The sequence below is a fragment of the Pseudomonas sp. JS425 genome (genome assembly GCF_018223845.1).
Classification (GTDB): Bacteria; Pseudomonadota; Gammaproteobacteria; order Pseudomonadales; family Pseudomonadaceae; genus Aquipseudomonas; species Aquipseudomonas asiatica.
Map to the genome: position 1 here is coordinate 5,465,879 of NZ_CP073661.1, position 23,264 is coordinate 5,489,142.

At 63.0% G+C, this 23,264-nt stretch carries 21 protein-coding genes; 8 read left to right on the forward strand and 13 right to left on the reverse strand.

What is annotated here, in order from left to right; all coding sequences use genetic code 11:
• Window positions 1–1,240: 1,240 nt before the first annotated feature.
• Window positions 1,241–2,779 carry an MFS transporter gene (locus KDB76_RS25160; RefSeq protein ID WP_038410157.1) on the reverse strand — a complete coding sequence of 513 codons (1,539 nt, stop codon included), beginning with the start codon at window positions 2,777–2,779 and terminating at the stop codon, window positions 1,241–1,243.
• Window positions 2,780–3,050: 271 nt separating this feature from the next.
• On the opposite strand from KDB76_RS25160, the gene KDB76_RS25165 reads away from it, so the two are divergent.
• Window positions 3,051–3,914 (forward strand): LysR family transcriptional regulator, encoded by an 864-nt coding sequence (locus KDB76_RS25165; RefSeq protein ID WP_024087774.1) that lies wholly within the window; start codon window positions 3,051–3,053, stop codon window positions 3,912–3,914.
• 57 nt (window positions 3,915–3,971) lie between these two features.
• Here the strand turns inward: KDB76_RS25165 and gabP are convergent, their stop codons facing one another.
• The 3 genes from gabP to KDB76_RS25180 all read right to left on the reverse strand — a co-directional run bounded on the left by gabP (window position 3,972) and on the right by KDB76_RS25180 (window position 8,499).
• A complete protein-coding gene (gene gabP, locus KDB76_RS25170) occupies window positions 3,972–5,363 on the reverse strand; it encodes a GABA permease (RefSeq protein WP_024087775.1) in 1,392 nt (463 codons plus the stop codon).
• 417 nt (window positions 5,364–5,780) lie between these two features.
• On the reverse strand, window positions 5,781–7,127 hold the full coding sequence (gene gudD, locus KDB76_RS25175) for a glucarate dehydratase (protein ID WP_024087776.1): 1,347 nt from the start codon (window positions 7,125–7,127) through the stop codon (window positions 5,781–5,783).
• A 19-nt stretch (window positions 7,128–7,146) separates the two neighbouring features.
• Complete coding sequence (locus KDB76_RS25180; protein ID WP_024087777.1) at window positions 7,147–8,499, reverse strand: MFS transporter; 1,353 nt, start codon at window positions 8,497–8,499, stop codon at window positions 7,147–7,149.
• Between the two features lie 261 nt (window positions 8,500–8,760).
• Here KDB76_RS25180 and KDB76_RS25185 point away from each other — a divergent pair, with 261 nt between their 5' ends.
• Window positions 8,761–9,462, forward strand: a complete 702-nt coding sequence (locus KDB76_RS25185; RefSeq protein ID WP_013974312.1) for a FadR/GntR family transcriptional regulator — start codon at window positions 8,761–8,763, stop codon at window positions 9,460–9,462.
• A gap of 24 nt (window positions 9,463–9,486) precedes the next feature.
• Here KDB76_RS25185 and KDB76_RS25190 read toward each other — a convergent pair whose 3' ends face one another.
• From KDB76_RS25190 to KDB76_RS25205, 4 genes are all read right to left on the reverse strand, one after another.
• Complete coding sequence (locus tag KDB76_RS25190; RefSeq protein ID WP_013974313.1) at window positions 9,487–10,497, reverse strand: NAD(P)-dependent alcohol dehydrogenase; 1,011 nt, start codon at window positions 10,495–10,497, stop codon at window positions 9,487–9,489.
• A 164-nt stretch (window positions 10,498–10,661) separates the two neighbouring features.
• A complete protein-coding gene (locus KDB76_RS25195; protein WP_013974314.1) occupies window positions 10,662–11,252 on the reverse strand; it encodes an HAD family hydrolase in 591 nt (196 codons plus the stop codon).
• On the reverse strand, window positions 11,249–12,118 hold the full coding sequence (tesB, locus tag KDB76_RS25200; protein ID WP_015271912.1) for an acyl-CoA thioesterase II: 870 nt from the start codon (window positions 12,116–12,118) through the stop codon (window positions 11,249–11,251). The genes KDB76_RS25195 and tesB overlap by 4 nt, the downstream gene beginning before the upstream one ends.
• A 147-nt stretch (window positions 12,119–12,265) precedes the next feature.
• Window positions 12,266–12,835, reverse strand: coding sequence for a GNAT family N-acetyltransferase (locus tag KDB76_RS25205; RefSeq protein ID WP_013974316.1), 570 nt, complete (start codon window positions 12,833–12,835; stop codon window positions 12,266–12,268).
• A 179-nt stretch (window positions 12,836–13,014) separates the two neighbouring features.
• On the opposite strand from KDB76_RS25205, the gene KDB76_RS25210 reads away from it, so the two are divergent.
• The 3 genes from KDB76_RS25210 (at window position 13,015) to KDB76_RS25220 (ending at window position 16,245) form a co-directional block, all read left to right on the forward strand.
• Window positions 13,015–13,701, forward strand: coding sequence for a phosphohistidine phosphatase (locus KDB76_RS25210; protein WP_013974317.1), 687 nt, complete (start codon window positions 13,015–13,017; stop codon window positions 13,699–13,701).
• A gap of 239 nt (window positions 13,702–13,940) precedes the next feature.
• Window positions 13,941–14,855 (forward strand): histone deacetylase, encoded by a 915-nt coding sequence (locus KDB76_RS25215; RefSeq protein WP_013974318.1) that lies wholly within the window; start codon window positions 13,941–13,943, stop codon window positions 14,853–14,855.
• A gap of 148 nt (window positions 14,856–15,003) precedes the next feature.
• The gene (locus KDB76_RS25220) at window positions 15,004–16,245 is read left to right on the forward strand and encodes a TIGR03862 family flavoprotein (RefSeq protein ID WP_023662019.1); all 1,242 of its coding nucleotides are present in this window, start codon (window positions 15,004–15,006) and stop codon (window positions 16,243–16,245) included.
• A 116-nt stretch (window positions 16,246–16,361) separates the two neighbouring features.
• Here KDB76_RS25220 and KDB76_RS25225 read toward each other — a convergent pair whose 3' ends face one another.
• A complete protein-coding gene (locus KDB76_RS25225; protein ID WP_013974320.1) occupies window positions 16,362–17,693 on the reverse strand; it encodes a DEAD/DEAH box helicase in 1,332 nt (443 codons plus the stop codon).
• A gap of 55 nt (window positions 17,694–17,748) precedes the next feature.
• A complete protein-coding gene (yedA, locus tag KDB76_RS25230) occupies window positions 17,749–18,669 on the reverse strand; it encodes a drug/metabolite exporter YedA (RefSeq protein WP_013974321.1) in 921 nt (306 codons plus the stop codon).
• Between the two features lie 154 nt (window positions 18,670–18,823).
• On the opposite strand from yedA, the gene KDB76_RS25235 reads away from it, so the two are divergent.
• Window positions 18,824–19,273: an Lrp/AsnC family transcriptional regulator gene (locus tag KDB76_RS25235; RefSeq protein WP_013974322.1), complete on the forward strand. Its 450-nt coding sequence runs from the start codon at window positions 18,824–18,826 to the stop codon at window positions 19,271–19,273.
• Here KDB76_RS25235 and KDB76_RS25240 read toward each other — a convergent pair.
• The 3 genes from KDB76_RS25240 to KDB76_RS25250 form a co-directional block, all read right to left on the reverse strand.
• Window positions 19,270–19,875, reverse strand: a complete 606-nt coding sequence (locus KDB76_RS25240) for a 3'-5' exonuclease (RefSeq protein WP_013974323.1) — start codon at window positions 19,873–19,875, stop codon at window positions 19,270–19,272. The two genes, KDB76_RS25235 and KDB76_RS25240, sit on opposite strands and share 4 nt — an antisense overlap.
• A gap of 8 nt (window positions 19,876–19,883) precedes the next feature.
• A complete protein-coding gene (locus KDB76_RS25245) occupies window positions 19,884–20,363 on the reverse strand; it encodes an NYN domain-containing protein (RefSeq protein ID WP_004576858.1) in 480 nt (159 codons plus the stop codon).
• A 162-nt stretch (window positions 20,364–20,525) separates the two neighbouring features.
• Entirely contained in the window at window positions 20,526–21,281 is a 756-nt protein-coding gene (locus KDB76_RS25250) for a DUF2076 domain-containing protein (protein ID WP_013974324.1), read from the reverse strand.
• A gap of 166 nt (window positions 21,282–21,447) precedes the next feature.
• On the opposite strand from KDB76_RS25250, the gene KDB76_RS25255 reads away from it, so the two are divergent.
• Together KDB76_RS25255 and KDB76_RS25260 are read left to right on the forward strand one after the other, a co-directional pair.
• Window positions 21,448–22,104 carry a YciC family protein gene (locus KDB76_RS25255; RefSeq protein ID WP_013974325.1) on the forward strand — a complete coding sequence of 219 codons (657 nt, stop codon included), beginning with the start codon at window positions 21,448–21,450 and terminating at the stop codon, window positions 22,102–22,104.
• 143 nt (window positions 22,105–22,247) lie between these two features.
• The gene (locus tag KDB76_RS25260; RefSeq protein WP_024086516.1) at window positions 22,248–23,228 is read left to right on the forward strand and encodes an IS5-like element ISPa26 family transposase; all 981 of its coding nucleotides are present in this window, start codon (window positions 22,248–22,250) and stop codon (window positions 23,226–23,228) included.
• The last annotated feature ends 36 nt before the right edge of the window (window positions 23,229–23,264 follow it).

Consider the following 23,264-nt stretch of genomic DNA (forward strand, 5'->3'; position numbering starts at 1 on the left):
GCTCCGCCAGTTTAGCAGCACTAGTTAGATCCATTTTTTAGTAATTTCAAAATCCTCAAGGACCATCTTCATATAGACGACAAGAAAACACTTAAAAGCTAAACCTCGATCAAAGTTTTCCGAGCCTGCTCTTCATTGATTGGCCATTTCAGCCAAGATACCCCCAACACCTGAGCGTTTGGACCGACAGAAAAATTCCGAGGTAGCAGCTAATAGAAAATACAAATTCTTTATGCCTCGCAAGGTGGGTGCCTTCAGGGTGAAGACTGACCCATCGCATATATTCGTAAGCGTCAAGAAAGGTCATACTAATCGCATGACTAGCTCATTACAGTCGGGCGAAAGCCAATTTCCTGCTAGAAATTGAGTGATCAACCACCAAGGACATCCTTATACAACCAAAAACGAAGACATCAATCACGCTTTATCATTCATGACCATAGCGTCGGCCATGTAAGCCTAAGACTTCATCATCTGACGAAACTCGGCGAGATATCCAGCCTGATTATAACTTGTCCGGATTTTTTGCTTCTCTCGGCATGCGCCAATTCACGCTCGATCACGTCCGAGCGAGATCCCATCTAGTTGAGCATGGTCCAGGCGCTGGCGCGAATGCCATGGGCTGAAAAGCCGATGCGGTCCTTACCATTCAATGCGTTCGGGTGTTCGACTCAATGCCGTTGCTGTCATGCACTCGTTCGGCTTGCGATAGTTAGGAAATAGCAGCCGACGCCCTACATACAGGTGGGCAGCTCACGTAGCAACTCGACCGCCGGAAGACGTCATTCGACAGGATCCAGATCAAACCCCGGTCACTGCGCGCATCAGCCAGGCCGATCTCCAGGTAAGTGGTAAAGGAACGATATAGCAAAAGCACCACATCAAGACGCCCCAGGGTACCAAGCAAATCCTATCGGCATTCCAAATGGCATTCCAACGAAAAAAATCAACCTATATTATTTATTAAAATCAATATCTTAAACAATCTGTTCAGATTACCCCGGCCCACCAAATTCCAAAGAAGAAGACGCCCTCGGGCGTCTTTTTTTGTGCCTGGATTTTGGGTTGTGCGAGCCCACAAAGTCAGAATCAGGCTTTTCCGCATAGGGCGTTTCCCAAAGATACTCCCTGCGCCGGTTTGCTCTTCACCGGTCTCTCAACCCAAACACGGCTTCCACCACGTGAGTGACAGCAAGCGCTGGTCGCCCCAGTCGCCAGGTCGTGATGCCCGCCGCCAGCTTCATGATTGCCTCTCAGCCAGCAACACTTCCGGCACGGCCGGCAGCGGCCGGCTCAGCAACACGCCAACCAGCATCGCGAACAGCAGCGCCGCCACACCGGCGACCTGCAACACGGCTTCGAAGCCCCCGACGAACGCCTGGCGGGCCAAGGGTGCCACCGTTTCCCGCAACCTGGGCTCAAGCAACGCCAACGCCGCCTGCAAATCACCCGGGGCAACCCGGGTAGCCATCGCGGAAACCTGGCCCGATTGCCCAGGCGCCACGGCAGCCATGGCCTCATACAGCAACTGCCCACTACGTGCAGCCAGCACACCACCCAACCCACCGATGGCCAGCACGATCGCCCCGAACCGCGTGGTTGTACTCAACCCCGAAGCCATGCCGGTACGCTCACGCGGTACGCAAGCCATGATGTTCTTCTGCGTATCGCCATTCAGCAGCCCGGCACCGGCACCCAGCACCAGGCTTGCCAGGGCGAATGTACCGTAACCGCCTTGCTGAGTGGCCCAGGCACACAGCAGGTTACCCGCCCCGACCAAAACCAGGCCGAGTGCGAATACCTGCGCCGGGCTCAAGTGTGCAGCCAGACGCATGCCCAGGCGTGGCGTCAGCAGCATGGCCACGGCAAACGGCAGCATGCCCGCCCCTGCGGCCAGGGCCGACAGCTGCAGGCCGTTCTGCAAGTAAAGCGGCAGCAGGGTCATCATCACCTGGGCGCAGGCAGCATAGGCAAACATCCCCAGCAAGGCGCCAACGAAGCGCCCGCTGCGCATCAGCCGCAGGTCGATCATCGGCCGTTCCTGGCTGCGCTCGACCATGACGAACAGGCCGAACAGGAAGGCGCTGATCACCAGCCGTCCCAGGGTTTGCGCACTGCCCCAGCCCACCTGGTTGGCATCGATCATTGCCCAGATCAGGTAACCCAGGCTGCCGGCGAAAGTCAGGCTGCCCCATGGGTCGAGCCGGGCCGCAGCGCTGTCACGGGACTCTTCGACACTGCGCAGCACCATCACTGCGAGCACTGCCACCAACGGCAGGTTGATGTAGAAGATCCAGCGCCAGCCAAGGGTGCTGGCGATCAACCCGCCCAGCAGCGGCGCAAAGGTGATGGTGGCGCCCATGCAGGCGCCCCAGAAGGCCCAGGCGCGCATGCGTTCCTGGGGTTGGTGGAAGCGATTGCCGATCGCGGCCAGGGCCGAGGTCAGCAGCAATGCCGCGCCAACGCCCTTGGCTGCCCTGGCCAGGTCGAGGAACAGCAGGTTGGGCGCCGCGCCACAGGCCAGCGAGGCGAGGCCGAACAGGGCCAGGCCGAGCAGCAGCATGCGGCGGCGACCAAAGCGGTCGGCCAGGCTGCCAGCGGGCAGCAGGCAGGCGGCAAAGGCCAGCAGGTAGGCGCTGACCACCCATTCGATATCGGCAAACGAGCCGGACAGGTCGCGGGCGATGCTGGGCAGGCTGACCGCGACGATGTTGGTGTCGAGGATGATCAGGGCACAGACCAGGGAGGCGGTGAGCAGGGTGAAACGCGCAGAGGGCATGGTGAGGCTCCGGATGCAGGGCTGGTTGGTCAAATCGCCGGGGCTGCCCTGCAGCCCATCGCAGGCAAGCCAGCTCCTACAGGGACCGCACCGCCTTCGAGGATTGCGCAATACCTGTACCTGCGATGGACTGCAAAGCGGTCCCCTGCAATTCCCAGGCAGCCTTTGCCGCCAAGCCACCAGCCTTGTAGTGTTGGCCTCACCATAACGCCAACAGCCCCCGGGCTTGTTAGCCACGGCGGCTTGCGTCATTACCCTGCAGGTAACACCCATGGAAATCCGCCATTTCCGCTACTTCCTCTGCGTCGCCCGCCACGGTCATTTCACCCGTGCCGCCGAACAGCTGGGCATCGCCCCGCCCACGCTCAGCCGGCAGATCCAGGACATGGAGCGCGAACTGGGCGTGCGCCTGTTCGAGCGCAACCAGCGCGAGGTCAACCTCACCGCAGCGGGCCAGGCGCTTTTGATCGAGGCCGAACATGCCGTGCGCCAGTTCGATGCTGCACAACTGGGCGCGCAACGGGCCGCCCGAGGCGAAAGCGGGCGCATCGAACTGGGCTATGTGGCTTCGGCCGCGTACTCGGGCATGCTCCAACAGCAAGTCAGCCGCTACAGCGAAACCTGCCCCGGCGTACGCCTGAACATTCGCGAACTGCCCATGGCCGAACTGCCCGGTATGGTCCGCGACGGCCTGCTTGACCTTGCCTATGTGCGCTCGCCGATGGAGCTGCCCGAGGAACTCGAAGCTATCGCCTTGCACCAGGAAGGTTTCGTCCTCGCCCTGCCCGCCAGCTCACGGATAAATGAAGTGCCGCAGATCCCGGCCTCGCGCCTGGCCAATGAAACCTTCATCCTGCCCGAACAGATCTCCGGCACGCTGGAAGTGGCAGCACAAGGTGGTTTCGTCCCGAGGCTCGGCCCTCAGCCGGGCAGCCTGGTGGCGGTGATCACCCTGGTGTCACTCGGCCAAGGCATCGCAGTGGTGCCGGAATCGGTGGTGCAGCGCATCAGCCTGCCGCAGGTGCACTACCGGCGTATTGTCGACTGCCAGGCCAGCTCGTGGCTTAGCCTGATCCACCGGCGCTTCGAGAAAGCGCCGGCGGCAATCAGATACATCAAGATGATGAAAGGCTGAAAAAACAAAGGGCACCCATCCACTGGTGCCCTTTGCCCTACCGCCAGGTGAACTCAATCACCCCATCGAACGCACCCCCACAGGTTGCGCATTGCCCCGCGTGGTCACGATCCCCAGGAAGGAAATCACGATCGCCAGGCCCAATGTCGAGCTCACCTCTGCCCGGTGTTCAGGCGTGAACATCATGACCGCCAGTGCGCCGCCAATGAACAGGATCACCGCCCAGGTCAGGTACGGGAACAGCCACATGCGGAACTTCAGCTCGGTTTTTTCCCGCTCCAGGCGACGACGCATGCGCAGCTGCGAAATCGCGATGACCATGTACACCAGCAAGGCAATAGCACCGGAGCTGGCCAGCAGGAACTCGAACACACCCTTCGGCGCGAAGTAATTGAGGATGGCAATGGCCGCGCCGATCAACGTGCTGCCGAATACCGCAGCGCGTGGCACACCGACCTTGGAGGTCTTGTTGAGCATGGCCGGTGCGTCACCGCGCTTGGCCAGCGAGTACATCATCCGCGAGGCAATGTAGATCGAAGAGTTCATGCAGCTGGTCACTGCCACTAGCACCACCAGGTCGACCATGAAGGCCGCGTTGGGGATGTTCATGATCTCCAGCGCACGCTGGTAGGAGCCCACCACCGCCAGTTGCGGGTCGTTCCACGGCACTACCGAAATGATCACGAAGATCGACAGGATGTAGAAGGTACTGATGCGCCAGATCACCGAGCGAGTGGCCTTGGCGATGTTGCGCGACGGGTCGCTCGATTCGGACGCGGCGATGGTCACCGCTTCGGTGCCGATGAAGCTGAACATCACGGTGATGAACGCACCAACCACGGCCGACCAGCCCTTCGGCGCGAAGCCGCCGTGCTCGGCCATCAAGCTGCTCAGGCCACTGACCTCGCGGTTGGGCAGCCAGCCCATAAGTGCGGCGAAACCCAGGCCGATGAAACCGAGAATGGCCGTGACCTTGAGAATGGCGAACCAGAACTCGAACTCACCGTACTTGGCCACGCTGAACAGGTTGGTACCAGCCAGCAGCAGCACCGAAGCCAGGGCGAATATCCAGCTGTCCACCTGCGGGAACCAGGCGTTCAGCACATGCCCGGCGGCCAGCGCTTCGATCGGGATTACCAGTACCCAGAACCACCAGTACAGCCAACCGATGGTGTAGCCGGCCCAGCGGCCGATGGCCTGCTCGGCGTAGGTGGAAAACGATCCGGTGTCCGGGTGTGCCACGGCCATTTCGCCGAGCATGCGCATGACCAGTACCACCAAGGTCCCGGCCACGAAATAGGAAATTATGGTAGCTGGCCCGGCTGCCGCGATGGCGTGGCCAGAACCGACGAAAAGTCCGGCGCCGATGATGCCGGCGATGGACAGCATCGTTACGTGACGTGGCTTGAAACCTTGTGCAAGGTTGCCATCAGATCCCACGGTGTTCATTGATGTTGTTCTCTTTTTACTGACACAAGGATGGACGGGCAGGTGTAGGCGAAAATATCTCCTTTGAAATCAATAAGTCGACACGTTACTCGCGCTCTGTTGTTGATATTTGGCACGCGTCACAGAGCAACGTGTCAGTGCAGGTCGGGCTTCATTTAAGCCCCGCAGGGCTGTGGGAAATTACACCAGAACGCCCCGGAACTGTTCGATCACGACAGGCATCCCCATTAACGTCAGAAGTCGCGAATGGCATACCCGATCCCGTCACCAGGCCGTCTGGAGCTTTTGTATTTCATTTGGGAGTGTTGTGGCTGTACTGGCCCTTTCGCGGGCTCGCCCGCTCCCACAGGTACTCCACCCCCTCAAACCTGTGGCGTACCTGTGGGAGCGGGCAAGCCCGCGAAGAGGCCAGCAGCCTCAACGCACCAGGCAAGGCCGCTTGTTATCGAAGCTCCACCCCGGAATCAGGAACTGCATTGCCACGCTGTCATCCCGCGCGCCCAACCCCATGTTGCGGTAGCACTCATGCGCCTTGGCCAACTGGTCTTCATCCAGCTCCACCCCAAGCCCCGGCCGCGCCGGCACGTGCACATGCCCGTCGACGATGCGCAGTGGTTCGCGGGTCAGGCGCTGGCCGTCCTGCCAGATCCAGTGAGTGTCGATGGCAGTGATTTCACCCGGTGCCGCAGCCGCCACCTGGGTGAACATTGCCAGCGAGATGTCGAAGTGGTTGTTGGAATGCGAACCCCAGGTCAGCCCCCAGTCGTTGCACATCTGCGCCACCCGTACCGAACCCTGCAAGGTCCAGAAGTGCGGGTCGGCCAGCGGAATGTCCACCGACTGCAACTGGATCGCATGGCCCATCTGCCGCCAGTCGGTAGCGATCATGTTGGTGGCGGTGGGCAGGCCGGTGGCACGGCGGAACTCGGCCATCACCTCACGGCCCGAGTAGCCGTTCTCGGCACCGCACGGGTCTTCGGCGTAGGCCAGCACATCGTGCTTGTCGCGGCACAGGGCAATGGCCTCCTTCAATGACCAGGCACCATTCGGGTCGAGGGTGATGCGGGCTTCGGGGAACCGTTCGGCCAGCGCCGTTACCGCTTCCATCTCCTCCTCCCCGCGCAACACCCCGCCCTTGAGCTTGAAGTCGCTGAAGCCATAGCGCGCCTTGGCGGCCTCGGCCAGGCGCACTACCGCGTCCGGGGTCAGGGCCTTTTCGTGGCGCAGGCGGAACCAGTCGTCCTCGGCATCGGCTTCGTTGCGGTATGCCAGGTCGGTCTGCTGGCGGTCGCCGATGTAGAACAGGTAACCGAGCATCTTCACCGCCTCGCGTTGCTGCCCCTCCCCCAGCAGTGCCGCCATCGGCACGTTCAGGTGCTGGCCGAGCAGGTCGAGCAGCGCAGACTCGATGGCCGTGACCGCATGCACGGTGATGCGCAGGTCGAAGGTCTGCAGGCCGCGACCAGCCGAGTCAAGGTTGGCGAAGGTCTGGCGCATGGCATTGAGCACGCGCTGGTAATGGCCGATCGGCTGGCCGACCACCAGGCTGCGGGCGTCCTCCAGTGTCTGGCGGATCTTCTCGCCGCCGGGCACCTCGCCCAACCCGGTATTGCCGGCGCTGTCACGCAGCACCACCACGTTGCGGGTGAAGAACGGGCCATGGGCACCACTGAGGTTGAGCAGCATGCTGTCGTGCCCGGCGACAGGGATCACGCGCAGATCAGTGACCACGGGGGTGCTGGTGTGAAGGGTCTGCATGTTCATGGTTGTTGTCTCGCAATCATCAATGGCTCTGACCCAGGGCCGAAGGGGCCTTGAGGTCATCGGAAGGGACGCCCTTTGGGCGAGTGCGTACGAAAAAGATGGCAATGGCCGCCAGCACCGAGGTCACTGCCAGGCCGTACAGGCCGCCCTGGATCGAACCGGTCTGCTGCTCCAGCAGGCCGAAGGTGGTAGGGGCGACGAAGCCGCCGAGGTTGCCGACCGAGTTGATCAACGCGATCACCGCTGCGGCGATGCGGGCATCCAGGTAGCCCTGCGGGATCGGCCAGAACAGCGACGATGCCGACTTGAAACCGATGGCCGCGAAGCACACCGCGACAAAGGCGAACACCGGCCCACCCGTGGTGGACATGAACATGCCGATGGCAGCGATCACCAGCGCACCTGCGACCCAGGCCTGCTGGAACTTCCAGCGCGCCGAGCCGGCGGCGAAGGCATACATGGCCAGGATCGAGATCAACCACGGGATCGAGTTGAAGAAGCCGACCTGCAGGTCGCTGAGGTCACCCATGCGCTTGATGATGCTCGGCAGCCAGAAGGTGGCGGCGTAAATGGTCAGCTGGATGCAGAAGTAGATCAGGCAGAACAGCAGGATCTGGCGGTCCTTGAGCAGGCTCCAGGCCGATGGCCTGACCGCGCCGACCGCTTCGCGCTCAAGTTGCTCGCGATCGATGGCGGCCACCAGTGCTTCCTGCTCGGCCTGGCTCAGCCACTTGGCGTCCTGCGGCCTGGAGTCGAGCCAGAAGAACACGAAGAAGCACAGCGCCACCGAGGCCATGCCTTCGATGAACAGCATCCACTGCCAGCCATGCATGCCCAGGCCCTGGATCTGCATCAGCGCGCCGGCCAGCGGCCCGGAAATCAGCGACGCCAATGCCGAGCCGCTGAGGAAGATGGCAATCGCCTTGCCACGCTCGGCGGCCGGCAACCAGCGGGTGAAGTAGTAGATCACCCCGGGGAAGAAGCCCGCTTCGGCAACGCCCAGCAGAAAGCGCAGCACGTAGAACTGGGTTTCGTTCTGCACGAAGGCCATGGCCGTGGCCACCAGCCCCCAGGTGAACATGATGCGGGTCAGCCACAACCGTGCGCCGACCTTCTGCAGCAGCATGTTCGAGGGCACCTCGAACAGCGCGTAGCCGATGAAGAACAGGCCGGCGCCAAAGCCATAGGCGGCGGCGCTGATGCCCAGGTCGCTTTCCAGATGGGGGCGGACGAAGCCGATGTTGACGCGGTCCAGGTAGTTGACGATGAACATGATGACGAACAGCGGCAGGACGTGGCGCTTGACCTTGGACACGGCGCTGGCCAGGGCGTCGCCTTCATTCCGGGCAGACGGAGCGAGGGTATCGTTCACTTGCGGATCTCCCACTAATTGTTTTTGTGCGGGTCGAGGTTGTCTGACATGACAGTGGGGAGGAGCATATGCGCAGCGAAGTTGTACGACAAGATCAGCAACATCGGTAAAATCACAAAATACAAGCTACCGCAAAGCCTATATGCGTCGATCTTGCAAAAACAGACAAACTACTCGCTGACTTGACCACAGGAAAAATCGACAAAAAATATTTATATCGATTAACTTGTCGTACAAGTACAACAACAATCGGATCACACCATGGCCACCGAACAAGCCCACAAACGCGGCCACAGCCGTGCCCATGACCTGGTCTCCAGCCTGACCCAACAGATCTTGCTGGGTACCTTCAAGCCAGGCGACAAGTTGCCCTCGGAAAACAGCCTGGTGCGCGAGCATGGGGTCAGCCGCACCGTGGTCCGCGAGGCCCTGTCGAAATTGCAGGCCTCGGGGCTGGTTGAGCCACGCCACGGTATCGGTACGTTCGTGATGGAGCGCCAGGCCCAGGCCGGCCTGCGCATCGCTGCGGAAAGCGCGGCGAATGTGCGCGACCTGCTGGAGCTGCGCATCGGCCTCGAAGGCCAGGCCGCCGCCTTGGCCGCGCTACGCCGTGACGAGGGGCACCTGAGGCGCATGCGCCAGGCGCTGGATGACTACCAGGACCTGGCCGCCGCCGGCGACAGCTGTATCGAGGCCGACCGGCGCTTTCACCTGCTGATTGCCGAGGCCACTGGCAACCTGTACTTCACTGAAATGCTGTTGCAGCTGGGCAACGGCCTGATACCGCGCAACCGCATGGCTCTGGCCGAACGCAGCGGGGCGAAGCTGGCGCGGCAGGCGTACCTGGCCAACCTCGAGCATGATGCGATCCTCAATGCCATCCGCCGGCAGGACCCGGACGCGGCGCGGGCGGCGGTGTGCCTGCACCTGTCCAATAGCCGCGACCGGTTGTTGCCGGACTAGGGACCGCTACGCGGCCCCCAGCCATTACCAGGTCAGGCAGATCTTGCCGAAATGCCGGTTGCTCTCCTGATAACGGAACGCCTCGACGATCTGCTCCAGCTCGAAATGCTTGTCCACCACCGGCCGCAGGCCGTTGGCATCGATCGCCCGCACCATCGCCTGCTGCTGGGCGCGGCTGCCCACCAGCACGCCTTGCAGGCGTATCTGCCGCACCAGCGCCTGCACCAGCGGCAACTGCCCGGCCACGCCGGTGAGGATGCCGATCAACGACACATGCCCACCAATGCGCGCGGCGATCATCGATTGCTCCAGCGTCGCCGGGCCACCCACTTCGATCACATGGTCGACGCCGCGGTTGCCGGTCAGCTCGCGCACTTTCTCACCCCACGCCGGAGTGCTCTTGTAGTTGATCAGGTGGTCGGCACCCAGGGCCTTCAGGCGCTCCAGCTTGGCGTCGCTGGACGAGGTAGCGATCACCGTCGCGCCGGCCAGCTTGGCAAACTGCAGGGCGAAGATCGATACACCGCCGGTGCCCTGCACCAGCACCGTATCGCCGGGTTTGAGGTGGTCGTCGCACATCAGCGCGCGCCAGGCCGTGAGACCGGCCGTGGTCAGAGTGGAAGCTTCGGCATGGCTGAAGCCCTTGGGCGCCAAGGTGAAGGCACTGGCACGAGCAGTGACCTGTTCACGGGCGTAACCATCGATACCGTCGCCGGGCACCTTGGCGAAGCCTTCCACATTTGCCTGGCCGTCGAGCCAGTCGGGGAAGAAGGTACTGACCACATTGTCACCGACCTGGAACTCGGTGACGCCGCTACCCACCGCGACCACTTCGCCAGCGCCATCGGCCATGGGGATGCGCCGCTCGCTCGGGCCCCACATGCCGCTGACAACGGCGAAATCGTGGTAGTTGAGAGAGCTGGCGTGCAGGCGCACGGTGATTTCACCGGCCTGGGGTGCGAGAGCCTCGCTGGTACCGACCTCGACCTTGTCGTAGCCGCCGCCGGGTTTTACGTAGATGGCCTTGCTGGTCATGGGTAGGTCTCCGTTCAGGGAATAGATTGGGGTTCAGCATAGACAGGTCCGGCCTCTTCGCGGGTGAACCCGCTCCCACAGGTTGAGTGCTGGACTTGAGCTCGGCGCGGTCCCTGTGGGAGCGGGTTTACCCGCGAAGAGGCCCGCACAGGCGACACAAAAACTCAGCCCAGCATCACCTTCAATGCCCGGCAATCGGCCGCATGCCAATCCACCAGTTCCGGCCACGGATTGTCCGGCAGGTTCACCAGCACCGTGCGCGCCCCTGCGGCACGCCCACAGTCCAAATCAAACCGGTAATCCCCCACCATCACCAGCTCACCCGGTGTCACACCCCAGGCATTGGCAATCTTCAGCAGCCCATCCGGGCTTGGCTTGGGCGCCGCTTCGTCACGCCCCAGAATGTGCTCCACCGGGAAGCAGTCCGCCAGGCCGATGGCCTCCAGCGTCACATGCGCCAACTCACGGGCATTGCGGGTCAGAATGCCCAGCCGGCAACCACGCTGGGCCAGTTCGCGCACCAGTTCCACCGCCCCGGTGGCCGCCGTGGAGGCAATCGCCAGGTCACGCTCGTGCTCCAGCAGCCAGGCATGCTTGGCCGCCGCCTCGTCCGCCGGCAAGGCTGCCAGGTGGGTGAGGATGTCGTGCTCGGCCGGGATATCCAGCGCTACGCGGATGGCGGCAAAATCGTGCACGGCCACGGTCAGGGTGCCGTCCATGTCGAACACCCAGTTGCGCACCTCGCCCAGGCTCATGCCCAGTCCTTGCGGTGGCGAATCAGGCCTTCCTGGCACGACGACGCCACCAGTTGCCCGGCCTGGTTGAAAATGCTGCCGCGGCAGAAGCCACGGGCATTGCCCGCCCAGGGGCTGTCGGTGGCATACAGCAGCCACTCGTCGGCACGCAGGTTGCCATGGAACCACAGCGAATGGTCGAGGCTGGCGATCTGCATGTCACGCTGCCACACCGATTTGCCATGGGGCAGCAACGAAGTGGTCAGCAGGCCGAAGTCCGAGGCGTAGGCCAGCAGGTATTTGTGCAGGGCGGGGATATCAGGCAGGTTGCCGTCGGCGCGGAACCAGGCGTACTTCACCGGGTCGCCAGCCTGGGGGTTGAATGGGTCGCGCTCGGTGACCGGGCGAATCTCGATCGGCTTGGCGCACAGCACCTTGTCGCGAATGCGCTCGGGCAACTGGTCAGCCATGGCCCGGGCCAGCTCGACTTCAGTGGGCAGGTTCTCCGGGCCGACCACATCGGGCATCTGCGCCTGGTGCTCGAAGCCTTCCTCGTCGTACTGGAACGAGGCGCTGCAGGTGAAGATTGGCTGGCCCTTCTGAATAGCCGTCACCCGCCGGGTGCTGAAGCTGCCACCATCGCGCACGCGGTCCACCGAATACACCACCGGCAGGCTGGCATCGCCAGGGCGCAGGAAGTAGCCGTGCAACGAATGCACATGGCGTGCATCCTCGACCGTCTGGCTGGCCGCCGACAACGATTGGCCCAGTACCTGCCCGCCGTAAAGCTGGCGAAAGCCCAGGTCCTGGCTGCGTCCACGGAACAGGTTCTCCTCGATGGACTCGAGGCTCAACAGGTCGACCAGGTCGTCCAACACATGACTCATCGGGGGTTCTCCGTAGGAGCGAGTCTTGCTCGCGATGCGCCGCCCAGGCGGCGCTCGATCTCATAGGCGCTGAACATCTTGCGGCAAGCGCCCTCCATTAGGGAAATGATACAGGGTTTGTCATTCGCGCCGGGCATTGCCATGCATTCAGGCGCGCAGGGTACGCTCCCAGTGAGCGCGGTCGATGCGGTACAGCACATGCGGGCGCAGCGGATGGCCCACGGGCAGGCGCGGGTGTTCGAAACTGCCATTCAGGTCCTGCTGCATACCGATGGCCTGCATGACCTTCTGCGAGGGCAGGTTGCTCTCGCTAGTGAACGACACCACTTCCTCCAGGCGCAATTGGGCGAAAGCACAGCGCAGGCATGTCCACGCCGCCTCGCTGGCGAAACCCAGGCCCCAGTGGCGGCGTGCCAGGCGCCAGCCGATCTCCACCGCCGGCGCAAAATCGGCATCGAAGCCCACGTGCAGCAACCCGGTCATGCCGATGAAGGCACCACTGTCCTTGCGCTCCAGAGCCCACAGACCAAAGCCGTACTCATTGAAATGCCCGCGCACGCGGCCGATCAGCGCGGCTGCCTCCAGGCGTGTCAGCGGCGCCGGGAAGTAGCGCATCACCTGCGGGTCGGCACACAGGGCGGCGAACTCGCGCAGGTCGTCGTCGTGCCATTGGCGCAGTACCAGCCGCGCGCTTTCCAGTTGCAGGATAGGGGTCATCGGGCGTGCTCCGGTTTTACCGTCTTGCAGTTTACAGCGTAGGCGCGGGTGCAGGTTTCACCCAACCGGCGCGCCCGAATGCAATTTTCACACGCCCTTCACCGCCGCCCGACAGGCCAGTTGGCAGGATGCCAGCCAACACCGCCGCGCCAGCCGCGACCATGCCAACGGAGCAACGCATGCTATCGAGCAACACCCTTGGACACCCTACCATCCACGCCCGGCGCAAGCGACGCCTGACCCGCAAAGCCCTCGGTGCCGCCCTTGGCCTGTGCATGGTCGTGGCGGCGTTGAGCACCTGGCTGGCGACGAGGACGCATATCGTGGACCTTGGCAACGAACGGCAATTGAGTGACAGCGGCCTGCTGCAGGACTGGGCCGACGGTGCGGTGATCGTGATGATCCGCCACGCCGAGCGCTGCGACAGCGCCCCCGGCCCGTGCCTGGACGACCCCACCGGCATAACGGTGGCCGGCAGCCAGGCTGCCGGGCGTGTTGGCCAAGGGATGCACCAGTTGGGCCTTAACAACGCCGATATGCTCAGCAGCCCGAAACTGCGCACACGGCAAACCGCGCATTTCATCCTTGGCCAGGCGGTGGCCAGTGAGGGCTGGCTGGAAAGCTGTGACAGCCAGTTCGCCAGCGAAGCGCTGGCACACAAACGACCGGGGCATAACCTGGTACTGGTGACCCACAACGGCTGCATCGACCATTTTGCCCGCCAGCAGAAAGTTGCGGGGGGTGAGCGTGAGAGCGGCTATGCCAGTGCGCTGTTCGTTTCGGTGGATGGCAATGGCAAAACACGCATCCTCGGCCGCCTGAACGAGCCGGACTGGCAACGGGTGCTGGCCAGTACCACGAAATAACGCCCCTCGTGGCATACACGCCCTGTAGGAGCGGCCTTGCGTCGCGAAAGGGCTGCGTAGCAGGCCCGGCAATTTGTGCATTTGCGCTGATACCCCGGGGCTGCTGCGCAGCCCTTTCGCGACGCGAGGCCGCTCCTACAAAGGCCGGTGCTGGCCAGGAGATTGATGCCTGGCAGGTTCTCCCACAGCAGTCTCCAGCCATGGCAAGATCAGCACTGGCCCCGATTGCGACCCCACCCATGCCGTTGCCGCTGATCTACCACGAAGACTACAGCCCGGAGTTCCCTGCCGAACACCGCTTCCCCATGGACAAGTTCCGCCTGCTGCACGACCACTTGATCGACAGCGGGCTGACCACCGACCAAGCCCTGCTGCGCCCGGACATCTGCCCCAACGACATCCTCGCCCTGGCCCACGACCGCAGCTACATCGAGCGCTACATGAACGGTGACCTGTCACGCGAGGACCAGCGCCGCCTCGGCCTGCCCTGGAGCGAGGCCCTGGCCCGGCGTACCGTGCGCGCCGTAGGCGGCTCGCTGCTGAGCGCCGAGATGGCGCTGCAGCAAGGCATCGCCTGCCACCTTGCCGGCGGCACCCACCACGCCCATTACGACCATCCTGCCGGCTTCTGCATCTTCAACGACCTGGCCGTGATCAGCCGCTACCTGCTGGAGGCTGGCCGGGTACACCGGGTGCTGATCTTCGACTGCGATGTGCATCAGGGTGACGGCACCGCGCGCATCCTGCACGACACACCAGACGCCATCACCGTGTCGCTGCACTGCGAACAGAACTTCCCGGCGCGCAAGGCGCAAAGCGATTGGGACATCCCCCTGCCCCGTGGCATGGGCGACATGGCCTACCTGAAGGTGGTGGACGACGCCCTCAACTACCTGCTGCCACTCTATCGACCCGACCTGGTGCTGTACGACGCCGGGGTCGATGTGCACAAGGACGACGCCCTGGGCTATCTGCAACTGACCGATGCAGGCGTTGCCGCCCGTGACGAAGCGGTGCTGCGCCACTGCCTGGGCCGCGACATCCCGGTGGTGGGCGTGATCGGCGGTGGCTACAGCAAGGACCGCGCAGCCCTGGCCAGGCGCCATGGCATCCTTCATCACAGTGCGGCACGCGTAATCGGTTGTTCACAATGACTGTGGAACCGCTTGTGGATAACCTGCGGGAAAGGCGCTGCAGCCCTTTACAGGCAAGGCCTGCAAAGCTCTGATCATTTTTTGAGCAGTGCTTCCACAGGCCGCGCTGCGCTAGAATGCGCCTCTTTTCCACAGCCTGCTTCCCACCATGCCTGATCTGAGCCCCGCCTCCCCTCCCCTCGCAGTCGTCATCGGCGGCGGCCCAGCCGGCCTGATGGCCGCCGAAGCACTGGCCCAGGCGGGCCTGGCGGTCGAGGTGTTCGATGCCATGCCTTCGGTGGGTCGCAAGTTCCTGCTGGCGGGTGTCGGTGGCATGAACATCACCCATTCCGAGCCCTACCCGGCGTTCGTCAGCCGGTATGCCGAGCGCCAGGGCGAAATCGCCGCGCTGCTGCACGACTTCGATGCCGACGCCTTGCGCCAGTGGATTCACGGCCTGGGCATCGAAACCTTCGTCGGCACCTCGGGCCGGGTGTTCCCCACCGACATGAAAGCCGCGCCACTGCTGCGCGCCTGGCTCAAGCGACTGCGCGACAACGGAGTAGTTATCCACACCCGTCACCGCTGGCTGGGCTGGAATGCCGAAGGTGCATTGCGGATTGCTTATCCACAAGGCGAGAGGCTGGTGAAGGCCGCCGTGGTGGTGCTGGCGCTGGGTGGCGGCAGCTGGGCGCGACTAGGCTCGGACGGTAGTTGGCAGCCGCTGCTCGCCGAACGGGCTGTGGATATCTCGCCCTTGCAGCCCAGCAACTGTGGTTTTGAAGTGGCAGGCTGGAGCCCGCTGCTCAAGGACAAGTTCGCCGGTGCGCCGTTGAAGAACATTGCCCTTAGCGTTCCTGGCAGCGTGCCGCGCAAGGGCGAGTTCATCCTCACCGCGCAGGGTGTGGAAGGCAGCCTGGTGTATGCATGGTCAGCGCCGGTGCGCGAGGCCATCAACCGTGAGGGCCACGGGGTGTTGCTGCTCGACCTGTTGCCGGACAAGCCTGTGGACAAGATTGCCCAGGCGCTGGCCAAACCACGGGGTTCGCGCTCCATGGCCAAGCACCTGCACAGCCAGCTGGGTATCGATGGGGTCAAGGCTGCGCTGCTGCGCGAGCTGACCGATCAGGCGACCTTTGCCGATCCTGGGGCCTTGGCGAGGGCGATCAAGGCATTGCCGATCACGCTGGTGCGCACGCGGCCGCTGGATGAAGCGATCAGCAGCGCGGGTGGGGTGCGTTTCGAGGGGCTGGATGAAGGCTTGATGGTCAAGGGCATGCCGGGGGTGTTCTGTGCAGGCGAGATGCTGGACTGGGAGGCGCCGACTGGGGGGTATCTGCTGACAGCGTGCTTTGCCAGCGGCTTGCGCGCCGGGCGGGCGGCGGCGGATTGGCTTAAATCCAAAGGTTGACACTGTCCCCTGTGGGAGCGGGTTTACCCGCGAACACGGGCGAAGCCCGTGCCATGCACCGAGTCGCATTCTTCGCGGGTAAACCCGCTCCCACAGAGTCCGCGTACACTGCAAATCTACGGCTTACGCTTGCGCGCCCCACCATTGAAGCTCGGCACCTTGCGCACTGCCTTCACCGCCGGCTCCGCACTGCCTGATTCAGCGCTGTCCATCCAGCGCCCCAAGCCGCGCTTGGCGCTGTTTTCCTTCGGCTTCTTGGGCTTCTTCGGCTTCTTGATCACCTGGCCACTGGCGTCGGTCATCGGCACCCGGTGGTCAGGGATGAAGTCCGGCTCTTCATGACGCGGCAGGGTCTGCCGCGTCAGCACTTCGATCGCCGCCAGCAGCTGCACTTCATCGGCACACACCAGCGAGATAGCCTCGCCCTTGTTGCCCGCCCGCCCGGTACGCCCGATGCGGTGCACGTAATCCTCAGCAACGATCGGCAGGTCAAGGTTGACCACCAGCGGCAAGTCATCGATATCCAGGCCGCGGGCCGCCACATCGGTCGCCACCAGCACCTGGATTTCGCGGGCCTTGAAGCTGTCCAGCGCGCGCTGGCGAGTGGCCTGCGGGCGGTCACCGTGGATACCGTCGGCATTCACACCCTCGGCCAGCAAGCGCTCCACCAGTTGATCGACGCCATTACGGGTCTTGGCGAACACCAGCACCTGCTTCCAGCGCTGCTTGCGCAGCAGGTGGCAGAACAGGTCGACCTTGCGTTTTTTATCCACAGGCACCAGCCACTGCTTGACGCTGGTGGCCGTGGCATTGCGCGGGCTGACTTCGATGCTCAGCGGGTCGTTCAGGGCTAGCCCCGCCAGCATGCGGATCTGGTCGGAAAAAGTGGCGGAGAACAGCAACGTCTGGCGCTTGCGTGGCAGCGCGGCGTACACCGACTGCAGCTCTTCGGCAAAGCCCAGGTCGAGCATGCGGTCGGCTTCGTCCAGCACCAGGGTCTGCACCTGGTTGAACTTCACGGCGTTCTGCCGGAACAGGTCGAGCAAGCGCCCCGGGGTGGCCACCAGCAGGTCGACGCCACGGCGCAGGCGCATCATCTGCGGGTTGATGCTGACCCCGCCATACACCGCGTAGGTGCTCAGCGGCAGGTTCTCGGCATACTCGCGCACATTGTTGTGCACCTGCTCGGCCAACTCACGAGTGGGCACCAGCACCAGCGCGCGGATCGAGTTGCTGGCCACCTTTTCGCCTTCCAGCGCCAGGCGCTGCAGCACAGGCAGGGCAAAGCCCGCGGTCTTGCCGGTGCCGGTCTGGGCCGCGGCCATCAGGTCGCGGCCGGCCAGCACAGCGGGGATGGCCTTGGCCTGCACCGGGGTCGGGGTGGTGTAGTCCAGTTGCTGCAGGGTGCGCAGCAGCGGTTCGATCAGGCCGAGTTTGGCGAAATTCATGGCAATACCGTCAGGGGGTTCAGCGAAGGCGGCAAGTTTACCGCATCACCCCTGCCTACTTGCAGATTTCGCCTTTCAACGGCTGCGACGGCTCAGGTGCCTTGCGCCACTGCGGCAGGCCGATCAGCACCACCGCGCCGATGATCACCGCCATGGCCACACATTCTTCGGCACCAATCTGCTCACCGGCAAAGACGATGCCCAGCAGCACGGCCACCGCCGGGTTGACGTAGGCATAGCTGGTGGCAGCTGCGGGGCGCACGTGCTTGAGCAAGTACATGTAGGCACTGAACGCCAGGATCGAACCGAAGAACACCAGGTAGGCCAGTGCCCCCCAGCCGGCAGCGGTCGGCATCTGCGTCATGCGCTCGCCAGACAGCGCGCTGCCGAGCAGCAACACAGCGCCACCAACGAGCATTTCCGCGGCGCTGGCCATGGGCCCCTGGGGCAGCGGCAAGGTCTTGCTCCACACCGAGCCGAACGCCCACGACGCCGCCGCAAAGATGATCAGCGCCGCGCCAATCGGGCTTGCCTGAAGGTTGGAGCCCAGGTTCAGCAGGCCGATACCCACCAACCCGAGGGCGATCCCCGCCCACTCCAGCTTCGAATTGCGGTGCCCGAACAGCAGGCCGAACAGCAACGTGAACAGCGGCACCGTCGCCACCGCCAGCGCAGCGACGCCAGAGGCCACACCGGCATGCTCGGCCACGGTCACGCCGCCGTTACCACAGCTGAGCAGCAGGAAACCGATCGCCCCCGCAGCCCGCCACTGCGGCCAGGTCGGTGCCGGCACACCGCGCCAGCGCAAGAAGCCATACAGCAGGCCCCCGGCAATCAGGAAGCGCACCCCGGCCATGAGCATCGGTGGCCAGCTCTCGACGCCTATGCGAATGAACAGGTAGGTGGAGCCCCAGACCAGGTACAAGGCCAGGAAAGCGCCAATGAGCAACAACGGGAAGCGACGGGAGGCAGGCATGGGAAACACTCGAAATCCGTTTACGGGTGGCTTAGTTTAGAAAGGCCATCGTGTAAACTTAAGTTACAAAACAGCTTTAAATTACCCGAACACTTTGCATTGCATGGTTATTCGGATGCTTTTCAATCGAATCGAAACCAGGCAGGAATAACCCATGGACAAGTACGACCGCATGCTGCTCGCCGCCCTGCTCGACAATGGCCGCGCCACCTTCGCGCAACTGGCGCGCCAGGTGAACCTGTCGGCGCCGGCGGTGGCCGAGCGGGTGGCCAAGCTCGAGGCCAGCGGGGTTATCACCGGCTACCAGGCCAAGGTCGACATGAGCAAGATCGGCCTGCCGATCCAGTGCGTGATCGAACTGCGCCTGGCCAGCCACGGCAACCAGCAGGCCTACGAAGCGTTGACCCAGATCCCCCAATTGACCGAATGCCATCGGGTAACCGGCGACCCCTGCGTCATCATGCAGGCAGCGGTGGGTTCGATGCCGGAGCTGGAAGAGCTGATCAACCGGGTCGCGCAGTTCGGCTTCAGCAAGACCTCGATCATTCTCTCAAGCGCTGTGGAGCGGCGGGTACCGCTGGGGCAACTGGAGAAGAAGCCCTAACAGTACCTGGCCAGAGCTTCACGAACCTTGGCGGCCGGGGTTTTCTGCAGGCGGCAGAGCAGGTCGTGCGAAAGCTGCTGTACACCGTGGCTCTGGCGCAGCACGCCAGCCAAGTGTTGCAGCAGGTTGGCGGCCATTTCGGCATCGGCCATGGCACGGTGCGCGGTACCGGTATCCGGCAGCCCGGCCCAGCGGGTCAAGGTGCCCAGCTTGTGGTTCGGTGCCGCCGGCAAAAGGCGCCGTGACAGCAGCAGGGAACAGGCGAAGGCCTGGCTGCGGCTACGGCCGATGCGGCTCAGTTCGTAGTCCCAAAACTTCTGGTCGAAGGCGGCATTGTGTGCCAGCAGCGGGGTACCACCAACGAACTCGGCCACTTCGTTCATCACCTTGTCCACCGGCGGCGCACTGCGCAGCATGGCGGTGGTGATGCCAGTGAGCCCGGCGACGAAGGCCGGTACCGGCACGCCCGCGTTCATCAAGCTCTGATAGCGCTCGACGATGCGCCCGCCCTCCAGCATCACCACCGCCACCTCAGTGGCGCGGCAGCCGGCGCCGGGGCTGATGCCGGTGGTTTCAAAGTCGATGACAGCGATACGTTCCATGAAAAATCTCAGTGTTTTAGCAACAGCGCACCCTCGATGGGCACATAACGGGTGGCGGCACGGATCAGCGACAGTGCGGTAAGCCCGGGCACACCATACACCACTGCCTCGGTGCCATGGCGCTGTATCACCCGCTCCAGCAGCAGATCGAAATCGCCGTCGCCGGAGGCCAGTACCACTTGGTCGACGCGGCTGGCGGCGTCGATCACATCCAGGGTAATACCCACATCCCAGTCACCTTTGGCCGAGCCATCGCTGCGCTGGATGAAGGGCTTGAGGCGCACATCGAAACCGAGATTGCGCAGGATCTGCTGGAACTGCTGCTGCTTGCTGTCGCCCCGGTCGATGGCATAGGCCACGGCCTCGACGATCTGGCCTTCGCGGCTGACATCGGCCCACAGGGCGGTGTAGTTGAAATGGCAGCCGTGGGCCTGGCGCACGGTGTAGTAGAGGTTCTGCACATCGGCGAACAGCGCGATCTTTTTCACCTTGGAACCCCTTGGTCGGCCTGGAATGCTGGGGGCTGCCTTGCAGCCCTTTCGCGACACAAGGCCGCTCCTACAGGGGTTCGCGTACCCTTGCAGGAGCGGCCTTGCGTCGCGAAAGGGGCGCAAAGCGCCCCTAAAATTGCCAGCAGTATGCCAGACCTGTCAGACGTACGAATCGTCGTCCGAGAAGAACCCGCCATCATCGCTGCCATAATCGCTGTCGGCATAACCACCCTGGTCGCTGCCCCAACCACTGTTGTCAGCCACCTGCTGCTGCGCCCCCGAGTCGTTCCAGCCTCCGCTGTCGCTGGCAGGCGCCGGCTCTTCCTTGATCACCTCTACCACCTCCTCCGGCTGCGAGTTGTGGTTGAACAGGCTGCTGATGCCCTGCGCCAGCAACACACCACCCGCCACACCGGCCGCAGTCTGCATCGCACCGCCGAGGAAGCTGCTGGCACCACTGCGTGCCGGCGCAGCACCGAAGCCAGGCTGCTGCACTTGCGGCTGGGAAAAGCCCGGCGCCAACGGCTCACGCCAGCCACCGCCAGATGCCACGGGGGCTGCAGCGGGACGCTGCGGTTGCACGGCCGGGGCCGCATTGCGCCCAGACGAACCAAAGATGCTGGACAGGAAACCACCACCGCCATTGCTCGGCGCGCTGCCGGCACGGGCGGCCTCGGCCTGGGCACGGGCCTGCTTCAGTTCGGCTTCCAGTTGCTTGTTCTGCTCGTCGAGGCGCTTGATCGCAGCCTCCTGCACCAGGATCGCCTGGGCCATGTAATAAGGCGCCGCCGGCTGCTGACGCACATGTTCCTCGATGCATGCCTGGGCCTGCGCATCACGTGGCTGGCTCGGGTCTTCGGCTTGCTTGAGGCGGCCGAACAGGCCGTCGATCAGGGTTTGTTCTTCAGTATTCATGGGGCGACCTCGTGGGGTAGCGGACAACGGACAGCGTCAAAGATGGGGCGTACAGGCGTGGGATTCAATCACCGGCGGCGTGAAACTTTTTTCAGCAAGTGACAGCCCCAGGCCTGCTTTGGGCTAAAGTTATGCCCCTGTTTTTACTGCCATGCGATGTAGACCGATGAACCCGCTGAGCGTCCTGCGCGACTCCCTGTACTTCTTCCGCCGCCACCTGCCGAACATCCTCCAGCTGTGCCTGCCGCTGGTGGTGCTGGAAGCCTTGCTCACCCAGCTGCTGTACCGGCAGATGGGCGACCAGGCATCGCCGGCCTACGGCATGCTGATCAGCCTGCTGTTCTACCCGCTGTACAGCGCCGCGCTGATCTTGTACCTCGACACCCGCAGCAACGGCCAGGAAATCGCCAAGCGAGACCTGTTCGCCCGCGCCGTGCAACTGTGGCCGCAGCTGGCCCTGCTGATCCTGATCAGCTCGCTGCTGATCATGGCCGGCCTGGCGCTGTTCATCTTCCCGGGCGTGTGGATCATGATCAACCTGGTGTTCGCCGAGTACCTGCTGGTACTGCGCGGCCTGCCGGTGGTGCAGTCGATGCGCGAGAGCGCACGCATGACCACCGGACACTTCATGCGCATCATGATCTGCGTGCTGGGGGTGCTGGCACCGATCTGGCTGATCGACGGGCTATTGCTGATGGCTTTTCCCGAACCCGCAGCGGGTGCCCAACTGGCCATGGACAGCCTGAGCGGCTTCCTGCAGCTGTTCAGTACCGTGGTGCTGTATCGCCTGTTCATGCTGCTGGAAGGTGAAGCCGGGGCTTGAGGCGTCTGGGAAAATCTTCATTCTGCTCGCACGCCCGACGGTGGCATTAGTGTAAACACACCTTCAATGCCATTAGGGAAATCCTGAAAAAGACTTCCTGATTTGGCAAAATCCCCGGACACCAATCGCCGAGCTTTTCGATGATGAAACAAATGACCTTCGCCGATGCCGAGTACGCCGGTAAGCGCAAGCAGACCCGCAAGGAGCTGTTCCTGATAGAGATGGATCGGGTCGTACCCTGGGAGGGTTTGATTGCTCTGATCAAACCTCATTACCCAAAGGGCGAAGGGGGCCGTCCAGCCTATCCGCTGATGGCGATGCTGCGGATTCATCTAATGCAGAACTGGTTCGGTTACAGCGATCCGGCGATGGAAGAGGCGCTGTACGAGACGACGATCCTGCGCCAGTTTTCCGGTCTGAGCCTGGAGCGAATCCCGGATGAAACCACCATCCTCAACTTCCGTCGCCTGCTGGAAAAGCATGAGTTGGCCACCGGTATTCTCGGCGTGATCAATGGCTATTTGGGCGACCGTGGCTTGTCACTGCGACAAGGCACCATCGTCGATGCCACTCTGATTCATGCGCCCAGTTCGACCAAGAACAAGGACGGCAAACGCGACCCGGAAATGCATCAGACCAAGAAGGGCAACCAGTATTACTTCGGTGCCAAAGCTCACATTGGTGTCGACGATGAGTCCGGGCTTGTGCACAGCGTGGTGGTCACTGCGGCCAACGTCGCGGACGTAACCCAAGTCGACAAACTGCTGCACGGTGGTGAGAACGTGGTCTGCGCTGATGCGGGCTATACCGGTGTAGAGAAGCGTGAAGAGCATGAGGGGCGCCAAGTCATCTGGCAGATTGCAGCCCGGCGCAGCACTTACAAAAAGCACGGTAACCGCAGCGCGTTATACAAAGCGATACGTAAGATCGAAAGAGCCAAGGCCCAGGTTCGCTCCAAGGTTGAGCATCCATTTCGGGTGATCAAGCGCCAGTTTGGTTATACGAAAGTGCGCTTCCGAGGCTTGGTGAAAAACACTGCTCAGATGGTGACGCTGTTCGCCCTGTCGAACATTTGGATGGCGCGTCGACATTTGCTCTCCAATGCAGGAGAGGTGCGTCCGTGAAGAGTGAAGTGACTGCTGCGAGGTGCTTGCAGCGGC

Bases quoted from the DNA above. Each gene is read 5' to 3' on its own strand.
- KDB76_RS25160 (WP_038410157.1), bottom strand. From the start codon at position 2,779: ATGCCCTCTGCGCGTTTCACCCTGCTCACCGCCTCCCTGGTCTGTGCC.
- KDB76_RS25165 (WP_024087774.1), top strand. From the start codon at position 3,051: ATGGAAATCCGCCATTTCCGCTACTTCCTCTGCGTCGCCCGCCACGGT.
- gabP (WP_024087775.1), bottom strand. From the start codon at position 5,363: ATGAACACCGTGGGATCTGATGGCAACCTTGCACAAGGTTTCAAGCCA.
- gudD (WP_024087776.1), bottom strand. From the start codon at position 7,127: ATGAACATGCAGACCCTTCACACCAGCACCCCCGTGGTCACTGATCTG.
- KDB76_RS25185 (WP_013974312.1), top strand. From the start codon at position 8,761: ATGGCCACCGAACAAGCCCACAAACGCGGCCACAGCCGTGCCCATGAC.
- KDB76_RS25190 (WP_013974313.1), bottom strand. From the start codon at position 10,497: ATGACCAGCAAGGCCATCTACGTAAAACCCGGCGGCGGCTACGACAAG.
- KDB76_RS25195 (WP_013974314.1), bottom strand. From the start codon at position 11,252: ATGAGCCTGGGCGAGGTGCGCAACTGGGTGTTCGACATGGACGGCACC.
- tesB (WP_015271912.1), bottom strand. From the start codon at position 12,118: ATGAGTCATGTGTTGGACGACCTGGTCGACCTGTTGAGCCTCGAGTCC.
- KDB76_RS25205 (WP_013974316.1), bottom strand. From the start codon at position 12,835: ATGACCCCTATCCTGCAACTGGAAAGCGCGCGGCTGGTACTGCGCCAA.
- KDB76_RS25210 (WP_013974317.1), top strand. From the start codon at position 13,015: ATGCTATCGAGCAACACCCTTGGACACCCTACCATCCACGCCCGGCGC.
- KDB76_RS25215 (WP_013974318.1), top strand. From the start codon at position 13,941: ATGCCGTTGCCGCTGATCTACCACGAAGACTACAGCCCGGAGTTCCCT.
- KDB76_RS25220 (WP_023662019.1), top strand. From the start codon at position 15,004: ATGCCTGATCTGAGCCCCGCCTCCCCTCCCCTCGCAGTCGTCATCGGC.
- KDB76_RS25225 (WP_013974320.1), bottom strand. From the start codon at position 17,693: ATGAATTTCGCCAAACTCGGCCTGATCGAACCGCTGCTGCGCACCCTG.
- yedA (WP_013974321.1), bottom strand. From the start codon at position 18,669: ATGCCTGCCTCCCGTCGCTTCCCGTTGTTGCTCATTGGCGCTTTCCTG.
- KDB76_RS25235 (WP_013974322.1), top strand. From the start codon at position 18,824: ATGGACAAGTACGACCGCATGCTGCTCGCCGCCCTGCTCGACAATGGC.
- KDB76_RS25240 (WP_013974323.1), bottom strand. From the start codon at position 19,875: ATGGAACGTATCGCTGTCATCGACTTTGAAACCACCGGCATCAGCCCC.
- KDB76_RS25250 (WP_013974324.1), bottom strand. From the start codon at position 21,281: ATGAATACTGAAGAACAAACCCTGATCGACGGCCTGTTCGGCCGCCTC.
- KDB76_RS25255 (WP_013974325.1), top strand. From the start codon at position 21,448: ATGAACCCGCTGAGCGTCCTGCGCGACTCCCTGTACTTCTTCCGCCGC.
- KDB76_RS25260 (WP_024086516.1), top strand. From the start codon at position 22,248: ATGAAACAAATGACCTTCGCCGATGCCGAGTACGCCGGTAAGCGCAAG.